Source organism: Pseudomonas sp. LFS044 (assembly GCF_047978245.1).
Taxonomy (GTDB): Bacteria; Pseudomonadota; Gammaproteobacteria; order Pseudomonadales; family Pseudomonadaceae; genus Aquipseudomonas.
The window spans coordinates 169496-189981 of record NZ_JBFPFX010000002.1 but is presented as its reverse complement, the minus strand read 5'-3'; the positions used below and the strand labels follow the sequence as shown (position 1 = coordinate 189981).

The 20486-nt window shown below is 60.1% G+C and carries 26 protein-coding genes; 24 read left to right on the top strand and 2 right to left on the bottom strand.

Annotated elements, in window-relative coordinates; genetic code table 11:
- Window positions 1-58 precede the first annotated feature (58 nt).
- The 24 genes from ACNQPL_RS02445 to ACNQPL_RS02330 all read left to right on the top strand — a co-directional run bounded on the left by ACNQPL_RS02445 (window position 59) and on the right by ACNQPL_RS02330 (window position 17762).
- The gene (locus ACNQPL_RS02445; protein WP_416465710.1) at window positions 59-1054 is read left to right on the top strand and encodes a major capsid protein; all 996 of its coding nucleotides are present in this window, start codon (window positions 59-61) and stop codon (window positions 1052-1054) included.
- A 2-nt stretch (window positions 1055-1056) separates the two neighbouring features.
- Window positions 1057-1371, top strand: a complete 315-nt coding sequence (locus ACNQPL_RS02440; protein ID WP_416465708.1) for a hypothetical protein — start codon at window positions 1057-1059, stop codon at window positions 1369-1371.
- The gene (locus ACNQPL_RS02435) at window positions 1368-2027 is read left to right on the top strand and encodes a hypothetical protein (protein WP_416465706.1); all 660 of its coding nucleotides are present in this window, start codon (window positions 1368-1370) and stop codon (window positions 2025-2027) included. The genes ACNQPL_RS02440 and ACNQPL_RS02435 overlap by 4 nt, the downstream gene beginning before the upstream one ends.
- The gene (locus tag ACNQPL_RS02430) at window positions 2024-2554 is read left to right on the top strand and encodes a hypothetical protein (protein ID WP_416465704.1); all 531 of its coding nucleotides are present in this window, start codon (window positions 2024-2026) and stop codon (window positions 2552-2554) included. Before ACNQPL_RS02435 ends, ACNQPL_RS02430 begins: the two co-directional genes overlap by 4 nt.
- The gene (locus ACNQPL_RS02425; RefSeq protein WP_416465702.1) at window positions 2551-3132 is read left to right on the top strand and encodes a phage baseplate assembly protein V; all 582 of its coding nucleotides are present in this window, start codon (window positions 2551-2553) and stop codon (window positions 3130-3132) included. Before ACNQPL_RS02430 ends, ACNQPL_RS02425 begins: the two co-directional genes overlap by 4 nt.
- 36 nt (window positions 3133-3168) lie before the next feature.
- Window positions 3169-3375: a hypothetical protein gene (locus ACNQPL_RS02420; RefSeq protein ID WP_416465700.1), complete on the top strand. Its 207-nt coding sequence runs from the start codon at window positions 3169-3171 to the stop codon at window positions 3373-3375.
- Between the two features lie 2 nt (window positions 3376-3377).
- Window positions 3378-3704 (top strand): GPW/gp25 family protein, encoded by a 327-nt coding sequence (locus ACNQPL_RS02415; protein ID WP_416465698.1) that lies wholly within the window; start codon window positions 3378-3380, stop codon window positions 3702-3704.
- Window positions 3701-4681: a baseplate assembly protein gene (locus ACNQPL_RS02410; RefSeq protein WP_416465696.1), complete on the top strand. Its 981-nt coding sequence runs from the start codon at window positions 3701-3703 to the stop codon at window positions 4679-4681. Before ACNQPL_RS02415 ends, ACNQPL_RS02410 begins: the two co-directional genes overlap by 4 nt.
- Window positions 4678-5406 (top strand): phage tail protein I, encoded by a 729-nt coding sequence (locus tag ACNQPL_RS02405; protein WP_416465694.1) that lies wholly within the window; start codon window positions 4678-4680, stop codon window positions 5404-5406. The genes ACNQPL_RS02410 and ACNQPL_RS02405 overlap by 4 nt, the downstream gene beginning before the upstream one ends.
- The gene (locus tag ACNQPL_RS02400) at window positions 5399-6085 is read left to right on the top strand and encodes a phage tail protein (RefSeq protein WP_416465692.1); all 687 of its coding nucleotides are present in this window, start codon (window positions 5399-5401) and stop codon (window positions 6083-6085) included. Before ACNQPL_RS02405 ends, ACNQPL_RS02400 begins: the two co-directional genes overlap by 8 nt.
- A 5-nt stretch (window positions 6086-6090) precedes the next feature.
- Window positions 6091-6831, top strand: coding sequence for a hypothetical protein (locus tag ACNQPL_RS02395; protein WP_416465690.1), 741 nt, complete (start codon window positions 6091-6093; stop codon window positions 6829-6831).
- Window positions 6832-6838: 7 nt separating this feature from the next.
- Window positions 6839-7303: a hypothetical protein gene (locus ACNQPL_RS02390; RefSeq protein ID WP_416465688.1), complete on the top strand. Its 465-nt coding sequence runs from the start codon at window positions 6839-6841 to the stop codon at window positions 7301-7303.
- Window positions 7304-7368: 65 nt separating this feature from the next.
- Window positions 7369-7680, top strand: coding sequence for a hypothetical protein (locus tag ACNQPL_RS02385; protein ID WP_416465686.1), 312 nt, complete (start codon window positions 7369-7371; stop codon window positions 7678-7680).
- A 90-nt stretch (window positions 7681-7770) separates the two neighbouring features.
- Complete coding sequence (locus ACNQPL_RS02380) at window positions 7771-8943, top strand: phage tail sheath subtilisin-like domain-containing protein (protein WP_416465684.1); 1173 nt, start codon at window positions 7771-7773, stop codon at window positions 8941-8943.
- 12 nt (window positions 8944-8955) lie between these two features.
- Window positions 8956-9465: a phage major tail tube protein gene (locus tag ACNQPL_RS02375; RefSeq protein ID WP_416465682.1), complete on the top strand. Its 510-nt coding sequence runs from the start codon at window positions 8956-8958 to the stop codon at window positions 9463-9465.
- 30 nt (window positions 9466-9495) lie between these two features.
- The gene (locus tag ACNQPL_RS02370; RefSeq protein WP_416465680.1) at window positions 9496-9792 is read left to right on the top strand and encodes a phage tail assembly protein; all 297 of its coding nucleotides are present in this window, start codon (window positions 9496-9498) and stop codon (window positions 9790-9792) included.
- A 130-nt stretch (window positions 9793-9922) separates the two neighbouring features.
- The gene (locus ACNQPL_RS02365; protein WP_416465678.1) at window positions 9923-12769 is read left to right on the top strand and encodes a phage tail tape measure protein; all 2847 of its coding nucleotides are present in this window, start codon (window positions 9923-9925) and stop codon (window positions 12767-12769) included.
- A 9-nt stretch (window positions 12770-12778) separates the two neighbouring features.
- Window positions 12779-13624 (top strand): phage tail protein, encoded by an 846-nt coding sequence (locus ACNQPL_RS02360; RefSeq protein ID WP_416465677.1) that lies wholly within the window; start codon window positions 12779-12781, stop codon window positions 13622-13624.
- A complete protein-coding gene (locus tag ACNQPL_RS02355; RefSeq protein WP_280044583.1) occupies window positions 13599-13805 on the top strand; it encodes a tail protein X in 207 nt (68 codons plus the stop codon). The genes ACNQPL_RS02360 and ACNQPL_RS02355 overlap by 26 nt, the downstream gene beginning before the upstream one ends.
- A gap of 78 nt (window positions 13806-13883) precedes the next feature.
- A complete protein-coding gene (locus tag ACNQPL_RS02350; protein ID WP_416465675.1) occupies window positions 13884-14936 on the top strand; it encodes a phage late control D family protein in 1053 nt (350 codons plus the stop codon).
- A gap of 25 nt (window positions 14937-14961) precedes the next feature.
- Window positions 14962-15531 carry a glycoside hydrolase family 19 protein gene (locus ACNQPL_RS02345; RefSeq protein ID WP_416465673.1) on the top strand — a complete coding sequence of 190 codons (570 nt, stop codon included), beginning with the start codon at window positions 14962-14964 and terminating at the stop codon, window positions 15529-15531.
- The gene (locus tag ACNQPL_RS02340; protein ID WP_416465671.1) at window positions 15528-16088 is read left to right on the top strand and encodes a lysis protein; all 561 of its coding nucleotides are present in this window, start codon (window positions 15528-15530) and stop codon (window positions 16086-16088) included. The genes ACNQPL_RS02345 and ACNQPL_RS02340 overlap by 4 nt, the downstream gene beginning before the upstream one ends.
- Window positions 16089-16240: 152 nt before the next feature.
- Complete coding sequence (locus tag ACNQPL_RS02335; protein WP_416465669.1) at window positions 16241-17035, top strand: DNA adenine methylase; 795 nt, start codon at window positions 16241-16243, stop codon at window positions 17033-17035.
- Between the two features lie 325 nt (window positions 17036-17360).
- Entirely contained in the window at window positions 17361-17762 is a 402-nt protein-coding gene (locus ACNQPL_RS02330) for a hypothetical protein (RefSeq protein WP_416465667.1), read from the top strand.
- An 80-nt stretch (window positions 17763-17842) separates the two neighbouring features.
- On the opposite strand, the gene ACNQPL_RS02325 is transcribed toward ACNQPL_RS02330, so the two are convergent.
- Together ACNQPL_RS02325 and ACNQPL_RS02320 are read right to left on the bottom strand one after the other, a co-directional pair.
- The gene (locus tag ACNQPL_RS02325) at window positions 17843-19582 is read right to left on the bottom strand and encodes a hypothetical protein (RefSeq protein ID WP_416465665.1); all 1740 of its coding nucleotides are present in this window, start codon (window positions 19580-19582) and stop codon (window positions 17843-17845) included.
- Between the two features lie 56 nt (window positions 19583-19638).
- Window positions 19639-20478 (bottom strand): hypothetical protein, encoded by an 840-nt coding sequence (locus ACNQPL_RS02320; RefSeq protein WP_416465663.1) that lies wholly within the window; start codon window positions 20476-20478, stop codon window positions 19639-19641.
- Window positions 20479-20486: the final 8 nt, after the last annotated feature.

Below are 20486 nucleotides of genomic sequence, written 5' to 3'. Positions count from 1 at the left end.
GCTCTGTCTTTTCTCTCAACCCCGCCTCGAGCGGGGTTCTTACTTTCTGGAGTACCCCATGGCTGAGATTGCCATTTTTCAAGATGATGCCTTCAGCGTTGCAGCCCTGACTGCAGCCATCAACGAGCAGGAGTATGTGCCGGGTCGCCTGGCGGCGCTCGGGCTCTTCCGCGAAGAGGGCGTTCCGACGCTGACCGTTCAAATCGAAAAGGACGGCGATACGCTCGCCCTGGTGCCTGCGGGTGAGCGCGGAACTTCCGGCTTGGTGGTCGGTGGCAGCAAACGCAAACTCATCCCCTTCAACACCGTTCACCTGCCGCAACGTTTCTCGATCAAGGCTGACGAGATCCAGGGCATTCGTGCGTTCGGCTCCACCACTGAGCTGCAGGCCGTTCAGGCGGTTGTGAACAAGCGTCTGGGCAAGGCCCGGAGCCAGCTGGACGCCACCCATGAGTATCACCGCATGGGCGCAGTTAATGGCCAGGTGCTCGACGCCGACGGCTCGTCGGTGTTGCTGGACATCTACAAGACCTTCGGTGTGTCCCGGCAGACGCTGTCGATGGGCCTCAACGATCCGAACGCCAACATCCAGGCGCAGTGCGTCGACGCGCTGGACATGCAGGAGGACGCGCTCGGCAATGTCACCACCACCGGCGCGCGTGCGTTCTGTGGCAAGACGTTCTGGAAGAAACTGATCTCTCACCCATCGGTGGTCGAGACCTACAAGGGCAGCCAGCAAGCCGCCGCACTGCGTGGTGATGGGCGTGAAGGTTTCGAGTTTGGTGGCATCAGCTGGGAGCGCTATCGCGGCAAGGTTGGCGGCAAAGCCTATGTGTCGGATGACGAGGCCCGCCTGGTCCCAGAGGGCGTCTCGGATCTGTTCCTGTCGATCTATGCCCCAGCGGACTACATCGAGACCGTCAACACCGAGGGCTTGCCGTACTACAGCAAGATCGAGGAAATGCCGTTCGGGAAGGGTATTGACGGCGAGGCGCAGTCCAACCCGCTGCACATCTGCACCCGCCCACGTGCTGTCCTCCGTTTGACGATCTGATCATGGCCTTCCGCGACCTGATCGACGACGTGGATGAGGTGGTGTTTGAGGTCTTGGGCGATCTGGCCCGAATCGAAGGTCGCGAGGTGGCTGGTATGTTCTCGGCGCCGTGGCTGCAGCCAAAGCTGGGGCAGATCAATACCGGCTTGCGTGAGCCGCACCTGGTCATCCGAGTTGGCGACAACTCGGGTGTCGATGTGCGACAGCAGGTGGTGATTGATCTGCCATCTGAAGACGGTGGCGGTAACTACATCATCACCCGCATCGAGCCGGGCGGTGATGGCCTCGTGACCCTGATACTGAGGAAGTCAGCATGAGCGTCGGCAGCTATCAGAAGCAATCGTCCAGCTCTGGCCTGATCACCCTGCAGGCAAACCCACAGCAGGTCAAAAACTTCTCCGAGTTCGGTGAGCTCATGCCCAAGGCGATCAAGGCGGCGCAGCGACGGGCGATCAACAAGACCGTTCGCTGGCTGCGCACCCACATCGCCAGGTCAGTGAGCCAGCAAGAGCGCATTGCCGTATCGGCGGTGCGGCAGCGCTTGCTGGCTTACCCCATGGGCAGCAACGGACAGGGCAAGCTCTGGTTCGGTCTGAACCCCATTGAAGCCAGTCGCGCCGGTCGGCCACGGCAAACCCGCTCGGGAGTGTCGGTCGCTGGTCGCAAGTACCAGGGCGCGTTCTTCAGGACGGTTTACGGCAGCAAGCCGGATATCTGGATCCGCACAGCCAGCAAGCACTTCAGCAAGGACGATTACCCGGACAGCGATGTGTCGGGGAAGGGCGGGGCGAGTTCGGGCTGGATCGGCGAGAACGACAGCCGCTTCCCGTTGGCCAAGGCAAAGATCTCGCTCGACGACGTCAGGCCGCATTTCGAATCATGGACGAACAAGGCCCACCAGCGCCTGCTGGTGGTAATGGAGCAGGAGCTGAACTTTGAGCTGCAGAAGTACCTTCGGAGGCTGGGGCAATGACTGACAATCCAATTCCTCTGGGCCAGGTGTATGCCGCGATTGAGCAGGGCATTCACCTGGCCATTCCCGCACTGGCCTATGTCGGCACCATGCCGGGGCGCCTTGAAACAGTGGTCCCCCCGGCGGTCGTGCTGGAGCTTGCCGGCTTTGAAGCGGCAGAGCGCGATCCTGGTACCGGCGAGACAGCAGTGGACGCACGCTTCGAGGCGCGTGTCATTGTCGGCAGTGAGCTGGACGACTGCCTTCACGTTGCGGCATTCGTCGCAGCGCAATTGGCGGCGCTGCTGCGGCTACAGACGTGGGGCATTGCTGTTGATCCTGCGAAGTTCGTTCGCGCTGAACAGGACTGGAGCCGGCCAGAGCTCGACAGCTTTGCAGTCTGGGTAGTCGAGTGGACGCAAGGCATTTACCTGGGTGAGGAAGAGTGGCCCTGGCCGACTCAGCCCGGCCCGCTTGTGTTCGGCTTCGATCCTGAGACGGGCCGGGGCAATGAGGGTGCCTATGTGTCGCCGGAGGATCTCGCATGAGCTATGCGGCGGCGCAGCATGACCGGATGCTTGCGAGCCTGTTGATCCCTTGCCGAGTTGTCGCCATCGACCTCGCTGCCGCCATGGTGCGTGTTTCCGATGGTGGAGATTGGACGAGCGCCTGGGTGCGATGGCATGCCCAGGCTGCCGGCAAGGCTCGCCATTGGCGGGCGCCTAGCATTGGTGAGCAGGGCGTGCTGGTCAGTCCGAGCGGCGAGCCGGCACAGGGCACATTCGTGCCAGGGCTTTATGGCGATGCAGGGGGCCAGCCTGACAACCGCGACCATGTTGAGGTCTGGCGTTTCGCCGACGGCGGCTCGCTGGTTTATGACTGGCAGGCCAACAGCTACACCATTGCGCTTCCCAGCGGTACGGTGACCGTCAAGGTCGGCGGTACCGAGGTGGTGGCGACCGACGACGCGATCACTGCCAAATCCGGCAGCGTGACAGTCCAGGCGGCAAATATCACCCTGGAGGGCGCTGTGCAGATCAACGGATCGCTCAACGTCACGGGTGACATCCTCGGCGGTGCACGAATCATCGACACGGCCGGCAACACGGCCAACCACAAGCACTGACAGCCCGCCTCGAGCGGGTTTTTTTATGGAGGGCCTATGGCCGACAAGAAAGCTGCGGAGGCCTCCGCGACGGTAACTTTCGTCGACAAAACCTACGATCAGCGCCCGTTGTACCTGGCCACTGGACGGGAGCTGGTTGTGCGCCGAGGACGCATCACGGTGCCGGCGGACGATGCCGAAGCCCTGGCCTACCTGGCCAGCGACAACGGGCTGCAGCAGCTGCAGCCGCTGCAGGATGAATAACCGTGATTGGCGTGGATCGTCGGACAGGGCAGCCCATATCGGGGCTGGATCACCTGCGCCAATCCATTGAGGACATTCTGACCACGGGCCTCGGCAGTCGACGCATGCGGCCGGAATACGGCAGTCATCTGCGCCGGTACGTCGACTTGCCGGTTAACGAGGGCTGGAAAAGCGCCGTGCAAGCGGAGGTCGCCCGTGCCCTGGCGCGCTGGGAGCCGCGCCTGAAACTGGAGCGGGTGCGGGTCACTGCTGTGGTTGACGGCAAGATCACTCTGGAGCTGGCCGGCCAGTATCTCAACGATCCCGCGATTCTGGAGGTGAGTGCATGATCGATCTGTCATTGCTTCCGCCGCCCGAGGTGGTGGAAAGCCTGGAGTTTGAAACGATCTATCAGACGGTACTGAGTGACTTCCGCCTGATGATGGGGGATCAGTGGACGGCGGTGCTGGAATCCGATCCGGTGGTCAAGCTGCTGGAAGTGGCGGCCTATCAAAAGCTACTCGGCCGGGCGCGGGTCAACGCGGCGGCCAAGGCCAGCCTGTTGGCCTACGCCAAGGGCGCCGACCTAGACAACCGCGCCGCCGACTACGGCGTGCAGCGCCTGATCATCACCCCGGCCCAGCCGGATGCGGTGCCACCGGTGGCGGCGGTGATGGAGAGTGATTCGGCGCTGCGCTACCGCACGCGGCTGTCGCTTGAGGCGCTATCGGTGGCGGGTAGCCGCGGTGCCTACGAGTACCACGGCCTCAGTGCATCGGCGAACGTGTCGAGCGTGTCGGTGGACTCGCCGACCTTCGCCGGCGTGGCGCTCTCGGATGCGCAAAAGGCCGTGCTGCCGGCCGGGGCCATCGTCGTGACCTGCACTTACTCTGCAGGCCTGGATAACCCACTGCCGGGCGACGTGTCGTTGGCCGTGCTGGGCCGGGTGGGGAGTGAGGAAACGCCGGCGCAGCTGGTGGCAGCAGTGCAGGCCGCGCTGTCGGCTGAGAGTGTCCGGCCGCTGACAGATCGGCCGCGCACTCAAGCAGGGTTGGCCACTGACTTTAAGGTGTCGGCCACCCTGGAGCTGGAGGCGGGGCCTGAACCGACCGTTGTGCTGGCCGATGCCCGCAGCGGGCTGGATTCGGCGTTGGCCGAGGCGCGCCGGATGGAGGGGCAGCTGCCGCTGTCGGCCATCTACGCCGCGTTACACGTAACGGGCGTGCGCCGGGTGGTGCTGACGGCGCCGACCGCCGATGTAACCTGTGACAAGCGGCATTACCCCAACTGCAGCGCGATCACCCTTAAAACCAAGGTGGTCGCATGAGTCTGCTGCCCAGTAATGCCACCGTGCTCGAGCGCGCCCTGGAGAAGGCCGGCGACCTCGGTATTGATCCCGAGGTGATTCGCGGTGTCGCCGACTCGGCACGCTGCCCGCCCAACTTCCTGCCCTGGCTCGGTTGGGCCATGAAGGTAGAAGGCTGGGAGGCGGCCAACACCGACGAGCAGCGCCGCGACCTGATCCGCGAAGCCATACCGGTTCACAAGACCAAGGGCACTGTCGGCGCAATCAAGCGGGTGCTCAAGGCGGTGCGGGTCAACGCCGAGTTCAAGGAGTGGCACCAAGTCCCCAATGCGGCCCCATACACGTTCCAGGTTACCGCCTGGGCCAACGATAACCGGGAGGGGGAGGGGTCGATTCTGTCGCCGGAGTTGGGCGAGCGTCTGCGCGCCCTGATCGATGCGGCCAAGAACGAGCGCAGCCATTACGAGTTTCGCCTGGGGGCGCGTTTCGAGGGCTCCCTTGCAGTGGCATCGGCCGCCAGGGCGCGCACGGTTTACCGGCGTTCTGCGGAAATCCTGCCCATGCCGGCCGACAACACCAGTTCGGGGCTGTTGGTGGCGGCGGCGGCCCAAGCGCGCTGCGTGATCCGGCAGGCCGCCGCGATCACCAGCATACCTATCAATTCTGAGTCGGGCCTGGTGGCCGCCTGTGCGGCCCGTGCGCGCGTTGTCGTGCGCGGCTCGATGGAGGGCATCGTAAATGAGTGACCCGTTATTGCTGACCTTTACCAAGGCCGGCCTGGCGGCGGCGCTGCGTGCGGATAACACCGGCATCGCCATGGAGATTGCCACTGTGGTGGTCGGTACGGCGGCCTATACGCCGTCGAGCAGCCAAAAAAGCCTTGTGGCCCAGGTGGCTGAATATCCAATCATCGGCGGCGAGCGGCTGAGCGACACCATGTTGCACATCGTCGCCAATGCCGACGGCCCGCGTGCGTTCTGGATCAAGGAGCTTGGCTACAAGCTGAAAGACGGCACGTTGTTGGCGGTCTGGTCGCACCCGACTGAGGCGCTGACCTATAAGCCGGTTACTGGCGAGGTGCTGCTGGCCTACGACATTTCGTTTGCGGCGCTGCCGGCGAACAGCGTCACCATCAACAGCAGCGAAGCCGGGCTAAGCCTGACGGTGGCGGCGCCGTTGGCGGCGCATGCAGCGGCCATCGTCGCGGGCCAGCTGCGCGGCATGCAGCAGCAAGACCAAATCGACGCACAAACGGAAAAGCAGCGTATTTCCGGCGAGGTGCAGGCCAATTTACTGGCTCGCACCAAGGCTATCGAGCAGCGCCAGGACGTTGACCGCGAAAACTTACTGAGCGCGACAGTCAGCAATGCGGCTGCCGTTATCGCCTTACAAACCCTTGTTGTACAACATATCTACGGAGCCTAAAGCCCATGAGTCTTGAATCTGATGTAGCCAACTTGGTTACTAAAACCACGTCGCTCATTGACTACTTCACCGGCCGCAAAGCGTCGATTGACGCATCTGTATCAGCGGCCATTGCCGCGATCCCTGATGGGCTCAAAAACATCTATGTCAACGCGTTGACCGGGGATGATTCGGCGGCTGGCACCGCTGCGGCGCCGGTGAAGACCATTGAGCGCGCCCTTAGAAACACCCCCGTGGGCGGCGTGTGTGTTGCCTACCTGCAGACTGACTATGTGATGAATACGGCCATCAACATTGATGGTCGTTTCCTGCATCTGCGCTCCGATGTTTCAGGCGTTAAGCGGAAAGTTACCTGCAATTACTACCTGACCTCTGATGGATCGGCCACCTATCTGTCTGGCTATGTGCAGTACAACGGCGCGCAGATCATGGTCACGGACCTGACCTTTGCCCTTCCTTCACCGGCCGGATTCGTGCCGGCGCCGACGGGCTTCGTTAACGCGCTGTTCAAAACCAACTCCAGCGCCGGCACGGTAGTGTGTTCCGTGAAAATGACCGCCTGTGAAGTCACAGCGCCGGCCGACTTCCTTGGTTTCATTGTGGGTTCGCCCAACTGCGCGATCATTCTGGAAGTGCTCAACGTGTCGTTCCCGGCAGGCTTCGGCGGTCGTTACGTACACCTGGTGGCGGCCGGTACCAACCCGGCGACACTGCCTAACCTTCTGACCAACCTGTCTTCCCTGTGAGGCCCGCATGCAAACTAGCAACCTGTCCGTAACTTTTGGCGCCACATCGTATGTTGGCTGGGATTACACCGCTTTGCCCCTGGGTGCCGCCCTTCTGGCGGCCGGGCAGCAGATCGATGCGGCCGCCGACTTGGCGCGCCGCGTTGTTCTGGGTGATTCATTGCGCGCCGTCGAGTATCAATTGACCGCCACCGAAGCGGAGGCCTTCGCCGCTGCTGGCCACGTCGGCGACGTGCCGCCGACCGTACAAGCCTGGATGGATGCCGTGGGCAAAGACGCGGTATCCGCTACCGCTGACATTCTCGACGAGGCGGCCGCCTGGAAAGGCGCGCTGTATCAGATCCGCGCGGCGCGTCTTAAGGGCAAGCATCAAGCGTTGTTGGCTGATAGTCATGCGGCGGCCGAGGCTATCGCCGACGCGGCTATCGCCGAGATTCAGGCCGGCATTCAAGGCGTCGGCAACGCCGCCTAACCCAGCTGCTACACCGTCAACCCCAAGGGCCGCTAAGCGGCTTTTTTTGTGCCTGGAGGGCACGCATGAATCGAACCCACCTTGAGCACGTCGTTGCGGCGCTGCTGATCATGGTCGCCGCGTGGGGCCTGCTGGCCCTGCTGGGCATCCCGGCTGGCCATTGGGCCGGCGCCTTCGCCGGCGTGTTCTTCTTCGTCGGTCGCGAGTACACCCAGGGCGAGCGCAACCTGGCGCACGTCGAGTCGGTACACCTGACCCATCTGCGCTGGTACGACGGGCTGCGCTTCTGGCGATGGACGCCAGACGGGCGGCTTGACCTGCTGCTGCCCCTGGTCGTGTGCCTGGTCGCGGCGCTGCTGGTGCAGCTGCTGCTCTGACCTCGATCCCTGCAGCCCCGCCTGGCGGGGTACACCCCATTCAATCCTGAGCCGCGCACGTCGCGGCTCTGTGCTTTCTGGAGCTTTCCCATGGCTGGATTCTTTCACGGCGTTACCGTAACGAACGTCGACACCGGCGCGCGCAGCATTGCGCTGCCGTCGTCCTCGATCATTGGCTTGGTCGACACCTTCACCGAGGGCGCGCCGGCAACGGCCAAGTACAACGACCTGGTACTGATCACCAACGAGCGCGAGGCGGTGGCCGCCTTCGGTGCCGGCGCGGCGATCACCAAGGCCTGCCAAGCCGTGTTTACCCGCGCCAAGGCGGTCATTGTCGCCTGCGGTGTGGCCAAGGCGGCCGACGCGGCCGCGCAGACCACTTCGATCATCGGCGGCACGCTGGCCAACGGCAAGCGCACCGGCCTGCAGGCGCTGCTCGATGGCAAAAGCCGGTTCAACGCGCAGCCGCGCCTGTTGATCGCGCCCAAGCACACCTCCACCCAGGCGGTCGCTGCTGCTGCCATCGCCCTGGCCGACAAGCTGCGCGCTATCGCCATCATCGACGGCCCCAACACCACCGACGACGCGGCGGTGCTGTACGCCAAGAACTTCGGCGCGAAACGCGCGTTTCTGGTCGACCCCGGCGTGCAGTATTGGGACGCCACCAGCGGCGCCGGCGCGACGGTGGACGCGCCGGCGTCGGCCTGGGTGGCCGGCCTGTTCGCCTGGACCGATAGCGAATACGGCTTTTGGGCCTCGCCGTCGAACAAGGAATTTGCCGGCATCACCGGCACCACCCGCGCGGTGGAGTTTTTGGACGGCGACGAGTCGTGCCGGGCCAACCTGCTGAACAACGCCAATATCGCCACCATCATTCGCGATGACGGCTACCGCCTGTGGGGCAACCGCACCCTGTCGACCGATGCGAAATGGGCGTTCGTCACCCGCGTGCGGACGATGGATATCGTCATGGACGCGATCTTGTACGGCCACAAGTGGGCGGTCGACCGCTCGATCACCGCGACCTACGTCAAGGACGTGACCGAGGGCCTGCAGGCGTTCATGCGCGACCTCAAGAACCAAGGCGCAATCATCAACTTCGAGGTCTACGCCGACCCCGTGCTCAATACGTCCAGTCAGCTGGAGCAGGGCAAGGTGTATTGGAACATCCGATTCACCGACGTGCCGCCGGCCGAAAACCCCAATTTCCGCGTCGAGGTCACCAACCAATGGCTGACCGAAGTCCTCGACACCGCCGCTTAAGGAGCGCACCCCATGGCAATGATTCCCGAAACCCTGGCCAACCTGAACCTGTTTGTCGACGGTGTGAGCTTCCAGGGCGATGTACCCAGCCTGACCTTGCCCAAACTCACGCTCAAGACCGAGGAACACCGCGCCGGCGGCATGGATGTTCCGGTGGAGCTGGACATGGGCATGGAGAAGCAGGAAGCGGCCTTTACCACCAACGGCGTGCGCCGTGAGTCGCTGAAGTTCTTCGGCCTGGCCGACGGTACCGCCTTCAACGGCACGTTCCGGGGTGCCTTCCAAGGCCTGAAGGGCGCGATCAAGCCCGTCGTCGTAACCCTGCGCGGGCGGCTGAAGGAGGTCGACCTTGGCGACTGGAAGCCCGGCGACAAGGCCGAGATCAAGCATTCCGTCGCCGTTACCTATTACAAGCTCGAGTTCGACGGCCGCCTGATCTATGAGATCGACCCGCTCGGTATGAAGCGCGTAATCGATGGCGTCGACCAGCTCGCCGCCCAGCGTACCGCCCTCGGCCTCTAATCCACCATTCGAATGCAAGGACACAACACTATGAGCAAGCCCCTGCCGAACTACCTGCTGATCACTGACGACGGCGTCACCGTGACCCTGAGTAAACCGAGCGAGCTGAACGGTATCAAGGTTGACCGCATCACCCTGCGGGCTCCAACCGTCCGCGACATCCGTAGCGCCCAGGCCACTGGCGGTACCGACGACGAGCAGCGCGAGCTGAACCTGTTCGCCTCGCTGGCCGAGGTCGGTATCAAGGATCTGGAGGGCTTGGCCCTGAAGGACTACAGCCGGCTGCAGGCCGGATACTTTCGCCTGGTCAGCGAAGACGACGTTTGACCCCAAGGTGCAGAAGCAGCTGGCCAAGCGGCTGGCTGCTGAACTGGGTTTCTCGGCTACCGAGATCCAGGACATGGCTTTCGCGGATATGTGCTGGTGGCTCACGGATTGAGCCTATGGGGGGTAACTGATGGCAAGAATGCAATTAGCGCTGGTAATCGGCGGCGCCGTCGCAGCTTCGGTCGGCGCCGCATTCAAGACGGTCGAAGGCCGCATCCAGAAGCTCGAGGAAAAAGGCAACAAGGCCAAGGTACTCAAGGCCACCATTGGCGAGACCATGAAGCTGCAGGCCGAGTGGAAGAAAGCGCACGACACCGGCGCGGCCGGCGCCGACAAGTTGCTGCGCAAGCTCAATGGCAACCTTGAGTCGCTCAGGAAGCAGGGCGTCGAAGTCGGCCGGCTGACCAAGGAATACCAGCGCCTCGGCCGTGAGGAGAAGGCCGCCTCACTGCAGTTCAAGGGGCACCAGGAGATCCAACAGGGCAAGTCTGGGCTCAAGACCAGCGTTGGTGCCGCTGCCGTGGGCATGGGCCTGACCGCGATCCCAACCAAGATCAGTGCGGACTACCAGGCCATCATCCGTGACATCGCAATCAAGGCCGATAAGGTCAACACGCCGGAGGAAGTGCAGCTCAGTCGGACGGTGATCCAGACCGCCAAAGACACCGGCATGGGCCGTGACGACGTGGCGGCACTGATCAACCAGCTGGTTGGTGCTGGCATGGAGCTGGACAAGGCCATGGCCTATGCGCCGACCGCTGCCAAGTTCGCGGTAGGGCAGGGAGCCTCTGGCGTCGATACAGCCAGCATGATCATGGCGCTGCAGCAGAACGCCAAGATCACTGACCCCAAGGTCATGGAGCAGGCTCTGGAAGCTATCGCGTACCAGGGCCAAGCGGGTAGCTTCGAGGCCAGCGACATGGCCAAGTGGTTCCCGCAACTGCTGGCCGGCATGGAGAAGAACGGGATCACTGGCCTTGAGTCTGTCACCTCGCTGGGTGCCATGCTGCAGGTGCAGATGAAGACCGCCGGCAGTTCGGACGAAGCCGCAAACAACTTCAAAAACTGGATGGAGAAGATCGGCGCCGGTGACGTGGTCAAGGCGTACAAGGATGTCGGCATCGACTACCAAGCCTCCCTGAACACTGGCCTGCAGAAGGGTATGAGCGTCATTGAGTCGTCGATGGCTCTGGCGATGAAGTACGTTGAAGCGACCGACCCCGCCAAGGCCAAGAAGATCAAGGATGCTCAGGCCGGGATCGATAAGGAAGTCGACCCGGAGAAGGCCAAGGCTGCGCTGGAAGCGCTGGAGAAGACGCTGCGTACCGGTGATCTCTTCGCCGACATGCAGGTCAAGGCGGCGCTGACGGCCTACGCGCAGAATCGGGGGCTTTACGCTGAACTGAAGGCCGACTCGCAGAATGCCACAGGCATTCTCGACAAGAACCTGGCAGAGCGACGGGAAACGTCCTCGCAGCGCTGGGCAGAGCTCGGCCAGGCCTGGAACGACTCCATGCGCAGTATCGGCGATGCGATACGGCCAGCCACAGATGCCGTGGCGCAAGGGCTGACAGCGGTACTGGGCGGCATGACCAAGCTGTCGGACAAGTTGCCCGCAGTGGTGATGGGGATCGCTGGGCTGACATCGGCGGTCATCGCGCTGATGACGGCCCGCAGCGCAGCGAAGGTTGCGCGGGGCGTTTTCAACGTTGCCCGTGGTAGAACCTGGGGGCGACGGCGTAGCGGCGGCGCAGAATCGGCGCCGGACGCAGCGCCATTGCCTGTGACTGGCAATCCAGTGGTCGATGCTGGTCTGGGGGCGTTGGGCAAGGTGCTCGGTGCTCCCGCAAGCAATGACCCCTCTGGCCCAGCTGGCGGCGAGCCGCTGCGGGTGTTTGTGGTCAACGCTGATGCGGTTGGTCGCATGGGTTCCACTGTCGCGAATTCGTCACCGGCTGAACCTGGTAGCCGGCGTGCCCGTCGTAGGCGCCGCCGGCAAGCGGCTTCACTGTTGCCGTCACGCCCAGCGCCCAGCGTGTCAGCGTTGCCGGCGGTGAAGCCTCCGCCAGTATCTGTGCCGGCAGTCCACGTTCCCACGTTGGTAGGCGCCGCAGATGCGGCGGGCGAGGCTACACGCCTCGGACGCATGGTGCGCAGTGTGCGAGGCGTTACCCAGGTAATGGGAAGGCTCCCCGGCGGCAAACTGATGGATGCAGTGCCGTCGGTGCTGGACACGGCGTTGAACGCCGAGACCCGAGACGAGAAGGCTGAGGGCTACGGTGGCGCTGCTGGCGGTGTGGCAGGTGCCTGGGCCGGTGCAGCCGCTGGTGCGGCAATTGGCTCAGTGGTCCCGGTTATCGGGACGGCCATCGGTGGTGCCATCGGTATGGCGCTGGGCGGCCTTGGTGGTGATGCGCTGGGTGGTTGGCTGGGCAAGAAGCTGTTCGGCGAGGACAAGGCGCAACAGGTTGCAGACATACAGCCGGAGGCCAAGGAAGTGCCCAAGGCTGAAATGCCCGCCATTGGCGCAGCGGTGGTCGCAAAGGCACCGGCAGTGGCTGAGGCAGACAACCCTGATGCTGTCTCGGTGGCCAAGAAGGTACCCAAGGTTGAGCCGCCTATCATCGGCGCTGCAGTGGCGACTACGGCTCCGGCAGTACCCGAAGCAGCCAAGCTGGATACTGCCCCGCAGCCCGCACCTGGCGCGGTAGTGCGCGAGCTGGTCAAGACCGCACCACCACCGCCTCCGCTGCAGGAAGTGGCTAAGGCTGCGGCGCCTGCGAAGCCAACAGCGAAGGTTGATCAGGCTTTCAACTATTCGCCCAGTAGCTCGATTGTGGTGCATGGCGATGTGAAGGATCCCGCGCAGTTAGCCCGTGAGCTCGAGCCGTACAACCGGCAGCAGTTCGAGCAGTTCATGCGCGAAGTGTCCGGGCGCCAAGCCACGAAGCTGCTTTATGACGACCCACACTTGTAAGGAGGGCTGATGGCTTACATGGAACAATTGCAATCGACCCTCAAGTGGCTGGTCGCTGCCGGCGAGGAGGGAAGGGTGAGCCTGGATGGCATGCTGGGACCGCTTACCGGCGCAATCAGTGATATCACCGGGGCTGCCGGCGAGCTGGAGAACATTCCCATAGTCGGCCCGGCCGTTGGCGAGAAGCTGGGGAGAGTGATGCGTGGAATCAGCGTTGCCCAGTCCCAGGTCGGCCAGGTGGCCTCTACCTATGGGCGCACCGTGTCTGCCGCCACTCAGGTGCAGGAACGTCTTGGCACATTTAAAGAACAGGCTGCCAAGGTCACCTCAGAGGTCAGTCGGGTGGCGGGCAATGTCAGCCCGTCGCTGGCCAACATTCTGCCCACCGGTGGCGCCGGGTCACTGGCCACACCGTTGGCCAGCGCGGTGAAGCCGTACCCGCACCTGCTGATCATCCAGCCGCTGCGCCCGAATGCTCAGCCTTACTACTTCAACTTGGACACCGCCGCGTTTGACGAGCTGACTCGCAAGACGTCAGTGAAGTGGGCGGCGCAGGAGCGACTGCGTCGGCCAACAGCTCAGCAGGCCGTGGGCTTGGGTGATGAAAAAATGACCCTCAAGGGGGCGATCTTCCCTGGCTTCAAGGGGGGGATCGGGCAGTTGGATACGTTGCGCGGCATCGCCCGGGCGATGGAGCCGGTCAACTTGACCACGGGATATGGCCAGGTGCTGGGCAACTGGTGTCTGGAAAGCGTCAACGAGGAACAGGGCGCCCTGTTGGCCGGCGGTATCCCTCGGAAACAGGCCTTCACGTTGGAGTTTGTGAGTTATGGCGACGACATGCAGAACATCTGAGGGCGATCTGTTGGACGTCATTTGCCAGCACCATTACGGGCACCTCAACGGCGCGGTCGAGGCGGTGCTAGAGGAGAACCCGGACTTGGCCAGGGAGGCGCAGCCATACCGCGCCGGCCTAATCATCCGGCTGCCTGTGCTGTTGGCACAGGAAGTCGAGGAAGTAACGTTCTGGGACTGATCAACAGGCGCCGGCAACCGTCCGGCAAAGGCATAACGGACCCCGCGCTGAGCGGGGTTCATCGTTTCTGGAGGGACCATGAAGCCTGCGTTTCAAATTGTCGCGGACGGCAAGGACATTACCGCGTTGATCAATGATCGGCTGATGCTGCTGCGCACTTCCGACAAGCCCGGCATGGAGTCGGACGAGTTTGAGCTGCGTATCGATGATCGTGCCCAGGCTGTCACGCTGCCCAGCCGTGGCGCCAAGATTGAGGTTTTGCTGGGTTATGCGGGCAATCCCTTGAAGCGTATCGGCAGTTATTTGGTCGATGAGATCGAGGTCACTGGGCCACCCGACACAATCACCCTGCGCGGTAAGGCCAGCGACATGCGGGGCAGTGGCAAGACCACGCGCAGCGGTAGCTGGGAGGGCAAATCGCTCGCGCAGATCGTCGCCGACGTGGCGGGTCGTAACGGCTGGGAGCCAGGGTGCCAGGTTGAAACCAAGGTGCCGCGTGTCGATCAGCGTAATGAGTCGGACTTCAACTTCATCACGCGGCTCGCCAAGCAGTACGACTGCACGGCCAAGGTGGCTAACGGAAAGCTGATGGTTATGCCACGCCAAGGTGGCCAGAGCGCGAGCGGCAAGGATCTGGGCGTGGTCACGCTCAACCGTACCGACGTCGTCCGCTATTCGTTCCGCCTTGGCGACCGCACCACGCAGAAGGCTGTGAAGACGCAGCACCAGGACAAAAAGTCCGGTGTGCTCAAGGTAGTGGAACTGGAAAACGGCGAGGCGCCTGAGGGGCTGCCGGCGGTGCACACCGACCGTCACATCTACCCAGATGAATCTGCAGCCAAGCAGGCGGCCAGGGCGCGGCTGGCTGCGTTCAACCGCAGCACTGCCGGCGTGCGGCTTGAAATGCCAGGGCGTACTGACCTGTTTGCTGAGCGGTCCATTAATGCCCAAGGCTTCAAGGTAGGGCTGGACGGCGAGTACCTGGTCGACAGCGTGGAGCAGGTCTTCACGCAGAGCGGGTGGACCACGACGGTCGAGTGCAACGGCGGCAAGAAGGGCAAGGCCAAGGCCAAGGGCATCAAGAAGAAAGCGGACAAACCCATGCGCACGGTTGATGTGAGGCCGGCGTAATCGACTATTTGCAGGAGAACAAACGATGCCGATCACCGAAAAACAGATTCAGCAAATCCTTCCCAACGCCGGCGGCCAAGCCGGCGTTTTTGTTCCTGGCCTCAATGCCACCATGGGCAAGTACGCCATCATCACCCGGCTGCGTATGGCCGCGTTTCTCGCCCAGGTGGGGCACGAGTCGGGCCAGCTGAAGTACGTGCGTGAGCTCGGCAATGACAAGTACCTGTCGAAGTACGACACCGGGAGCCTGGCGCAGCGTCTCGGTAACACGCCAGAGGCAGACGGCGACGGCCAGTTCTACCGTGGCCGTGGGCTCATCCAGGTGACTGGCCGCTACAACTATCAGGCCTGCAGCGAGGCCCTGTTCGGTGATAGCCGGCTGCTGAATACCCCTGAGCTGCTTGAGCAGCCTGTCTATGCATCGCTGTCGGCCGGTTGGTTCTGGCAGAAGGAGGGCCTGAATAGCTTGGCGGACAAGATCGCGCACCCGGATGACGCCGTGTTCGAGAAGCTCACCAAGCGGGTCAACGGCGGCCTCAATGGTTTGAAGGATCGCAAAGAGATTTATGCCCGGGCACTTGAGGTGCTGCAGTGAGCGCCTTGGGCGGTCGTCTGATCGCCTTGGCGGCCCTGGTGCTCGCATGTGCAATTGGCGCAGGGGCAGCCTGGGAATGGCAGGCCAACAGCTATGGGAAGCAACTCGCCGAGCAGGCCGACGATTATGGCGAGCTGCTGGCGAAGAAGGATCGCGCATACGGCCGTGAGCGCGAGGAGGCCGCCTCGGTGGCGCTCAATCAACTGGAAGAGCAGCAGGGCGCGCGCCGCGCTTTGGAGTCTCGCCTACAGGATCAGACCGAAACACACTGGAAGGAAATGAATGATGCTCAACAAGCTCAGGCTCGTCTGCGTGACCGGCTTGCTACCGCTGATCTGCGGCTGTCAGTCCTTGTCGACGACGGAGCCCTTGCCGGCCAGGGTTGTGATGGTGGGGGGCGAGAAGCCTCCAGCGCCAGAGGCGTGGTACATGGAGCCGTACGCGCCCAACTTGACCCAGCGCATGCTCAACGAATTATCGCCATCACCGACGAAGGTGACCGTGGACTGATCGCGCTGCAGGCCTGCCAGGCCTACGTCCGCGAAGTCACCAAGTAGTAAAGAGGCGAGCCGGGAGGATGCGTCAACATCCAGCCCGGCCCACCGAACCCGCAGACCCTTCCTGCAAGTCCAGCCGTGGCCTCTGCCTTGTGCACAAAGCGCGGCGAGCCTAACACCTGTTTATCCATACAGTAAAGACTTGCATATCTATGACCTCTCCAATCATCCCCTGGATGGGTGGCAAACGCCGCCTGGCCGACCGCTTGATCCCTCTCTTTCCCCCTCATGAATGCTATGTCGAAGTCTTCGCCGGCGGTGCCGCCTTGTTCTTCATGCGTCCCCAGCCCGCCCCGGTGGAGGTGCTGAACGATCTCAACGGTGACCTGGTCACCCTTTACCGTGTTGTGCAGAACCACCTAGAGGAGTTCGTGCGCCAGTTCAAGTGGGCGCTCAGCTCCCGCCAGATCTTCGAATGGCAGAAGATGACGCGCCCGGAGACTCTGACCGATATCCAGCGTGCCGCTCGGTTCTTCTACCTGCAGCAGCACGCCTTCGGTGGCAAGGTCACCGGACAGACATTCGGTACCGCCACCACTGGGCCGGCCATCAACCTGCTGCGCATCGAAGAAAATTTGTCGGCTGCCTGGCAGCGCCTCGCCGGCACCTACGTCGAGAACCTGTCCTGGCTCGCTTGCGCCGAACGCTATGATCGAGCGCACACGTTCTTCTACATGGACCCGCCTTACTGGCAGACCGCCGGCTATGGCGTGGATTTCCCTTTCGAGGAATACGAACGCATGGCGGACTTCATGCGCCGCTGCAAGGGCAAGGTGATGGTCAGCATCAACGACCACCCGGACATCAGGCGAGCCTTCGACGGCTTTCACTTCGAATGCTTGGACATCCGCTATAGCAACACAAACCAGCGACAGGGCAAGGCGGAGATTACCGGAGAACTGGTAATCATGAATTGGCAGCCTTCAGTAATGGAGCAACTTTTCTAATTGAAGTAAGTGAAGCCATCTGAAAACCTCAATGCAAAGAATAAGTAACAAATTGAAGGTCGACATACTTTCTCCAAGGTGAGCTTTAGCGCTCAGCGGTTGTGTGAGATGGCTTCGAGTCCACGTTGGTAGCGAATTTAATATGAGTCTTTTGAATCTTGTCAACAGTTTATTTGAGTTGGGGCGTGAGGAGTCGCTCCCAGCCCGAGGCCCGTGCGCAGTGGGCTGCGTGCGTTTTTGCGGTTTTGCGTAAAAGCGTTTTGGTTCATTTGAACATTGGTTGGAATGTAGATTTCTACATTTGAAGATTTAAAGATTTCTTTATTTGAAGATTTCTTTAGCTAAACTTTTTGCTGGTAGCTGGGGCAGTTCAGTAGTTTTAGCCGCTAAAGCTGCTGTCCCAGCGTTGGCTGAGGTTTATTCAATTCTCAGGTTCTATCAGTTCAGCCCCCTGATTTCGGATATTGCCCACCGCTTTGCGTACGGCATGCCACTTAAAATCGCCGGCGACTCGACAACCCGTTCGCACTATCTCTTCAGCGCGCTCAGGCTACCGCAGGGGTGGATGGTCGAACTGAGCGACCAATCTGCGCTGATCGCCGATCCAGACGGGCGAGGAACAGTACTATCGTTGTTGGCGGTGTCAGCGTATCGGCGCGGTGAAGTCGATGCCGATCAATTGCCCGTTATGTTGGAGTTGCTGAGGCTGCGCGACTGTGGGCTCTGAAGCATGGCGTGAGGTGCTGACTGACATCATTGATGTCCATGGTCGTCAGTCCTCCCTCGACGACCGCTTTGAGTCTGAAGTTAGCTGATTGGGTCTAGCTTTAAATAGACTGAGCTTGGTTCATTTTTCAATCCCTCTGCTGGGTATGTTTTAATAAGCTGATTGCTATCGGCGTCATAAGTGATTCTGTCCGGCAAGCATGCTTCAGCTACGCGAGGATAGTTTGTATGTAACTTGGTGTAATTTCTTATCGTCCACGCAAGGGTGGACTTGTGCAATGGTCGGCACTCTTTATGGAAGTCTCCATTAGGAATATTCAAACCCAAAACATTAAGGCAGTAAGCCAAAATTGCAGAGCTTTTGAAATTGGGGAATTCTTCCATATGAATAATTTCGTTGTAGAGTAAGCGGTGTAGCTTATGTCTGATAGCACGTCCCGCAGGGCCGGTCAGGGCGAATTGTAGTTTACTCCATATCGTGTTGTGTTGTATCGTCCAGCAGTCCCACCATGGTGATTTTACGTTTGATGCATGATAAATTGTTTCAAAAAGGATGGATGCTATGTCGTCGTATATGGAGTCATAAGGGCGCCCGTATGCAACTCTTATGCGAAGATTTATTTCTTGAGGGGTGCTATGTTTGTCGAGGATTTCAATGGCTTCTTTTACGAAATTCATTATTTCCTGTAATTTTTGTACCGGTTCACTTTCGTAGCTATTGACTAGGCCGTTAACCGTGTAGAGGTCTGAGGTCGCAGAAACAAGATAGTCAGTTGCTCTCTTTAATGGGCGGGAATGAGTGAGGATCTTCGCGTCTGCATATCCTTGAATAGCGACTAGCACTAACCTGCAGTAGGCGGCCCATTGAGGCGCACTCCATTTCCTATTCCCTAACAAGTCAGGATCTAGTAGTGAATCTATGCTTTCGATGGTTTTAGGGTTGGAGAACATAGCTTGGCTAAGTGGTCTCAGGTGACCAATTAGACCGGACTCATAAACGTCTGTTTCATGGTAGAGGAATGAATTGGGGTTGCTGAGTGCCTCCCTAACGATATTCTTGGCAAATGTCCGAATTGCAACGCCATATTTCCCCTGGTTATTAATTTCTTCGAAGATTGCGAGAGCAGTTATGGGGGAAGAATTAACAATGGCACTGCACAGACGTTTGTCTGCTATGAGAAGAAGTATGTCGTGAGCGTACGCTTCGGTATTGGTCAGCCGTTGCGGCACTTTACCTTCCCGAAATTCGTCCGCCTGCTTTCCAGTTCTATATCTGTCAGGTGCATATCGTATAAGTGCTCCCGCAGAAGTCGCCAACTCATCAGAAATTATTGAAAGCTCTGCCGGGTCACCTTTTACTATGTGTCGATAGAGCGTTTGAGCAAAACGCTTAGCATTACTCCTCCCAAACTGAGGTGGGCGTATGAAAGCGAACCACGCCCAAGTTAAGAACGTTAGAAAAAAAATGGCGCCTATGAGGGCTTGCCATAACGCCGGCGAGATAATTTTTCCTTCCGGAACCAGCCAGCCTTGAGCACGCCATAGGTCAGTAATCAGCGTCAAAATGCCTACCCCACATACAATGACATAGGTCGCTGAGAGGAGTGGGACGGGCGCCGCTCGAATTCGAAAGCGATAGCGGACATCTCCTATCGTCCAGGCAAGAACCATAAGGGCGAGCCCTGTTAGAAATTCGGAGAAACCGAAAAACTTAGTTCCTGAAGGATCGAGGTGGGAAAAACATATCGCCCCATAGCAGTTGTCAGTAATCATAAAGCTTCCAAGCAGGCTGTTATCGATGTCGTGAAGTGGCATGGGCATGTCTCAACCTAGTAATGGAAGCGCACATGCTTGGCCCCGTGTGACGCTCTGAGTCACTAGTGTTGGTTTAGGAGTTTGTTCAGTGCGTGCGTGAGCTCTGCTTCATCTTTCAGTGCCTGCGCAAGTCGCTCAGAGAGTTCTCCGAGTACTATTCGTATTGACGCGGCTTGTTCCAGGCAGTGCTCGTCGGAATGGTTGTGGATGCCATCGCTCAGGGCGCGATATACCAGCTTTAGGGGGTTGTAACCGTTGATGAATAAAGCTTCGGGTATGGTGGGGTTGGCAATGTCTAATGATTTTGAAAATTGCGTTTCATTGATTGCGTTATCAATTGTTTCAATGGTGCTGGTGGGGGCGTTTAGAGTTTCAAGAACTTTTTTAACTTCGCTGAGGATCCTGTTTTTTTGGTTCTCGATAACTCTCCGGTAATATACGAAGGCGCCCACGCCGAGGCCTTGATTCTCGCAGCGTCTTCCTTTAAGGAAGAGATCCCGGTCAGGACCAATTAATTTTAATAGTTTGGGAGGGGTGGGTGGCCCATATGGTGGGTATTCACCATATTTATGAACAGTCCCCGAATAACCGGTTTCATCGGTTTGGGCTCTAAACGCAAATTGTTTTGTGGTCTTTTGGCAGTTGCCGCAGCGATATGTTAAGAAAAGATCTCGGGTTGTGTCATTATCGAATCTGATCGAAGGCGTAAGGGATCGGAAGAATCGGATGCCGTTACAAAGATCGTTATTGCAGTATAGTTGAATAGCAGGCTGGTGTAGTGCCGGATACGATGAGGTGGGGGCATGGAATTTGTGGGTCAAATCATTTATTGCGATGAATTGATTGGGTGGAGAAGACTCTAGGAATTCGGCAAATAAGACTTTCTCGACGTTATCTGTCATATTTTTAT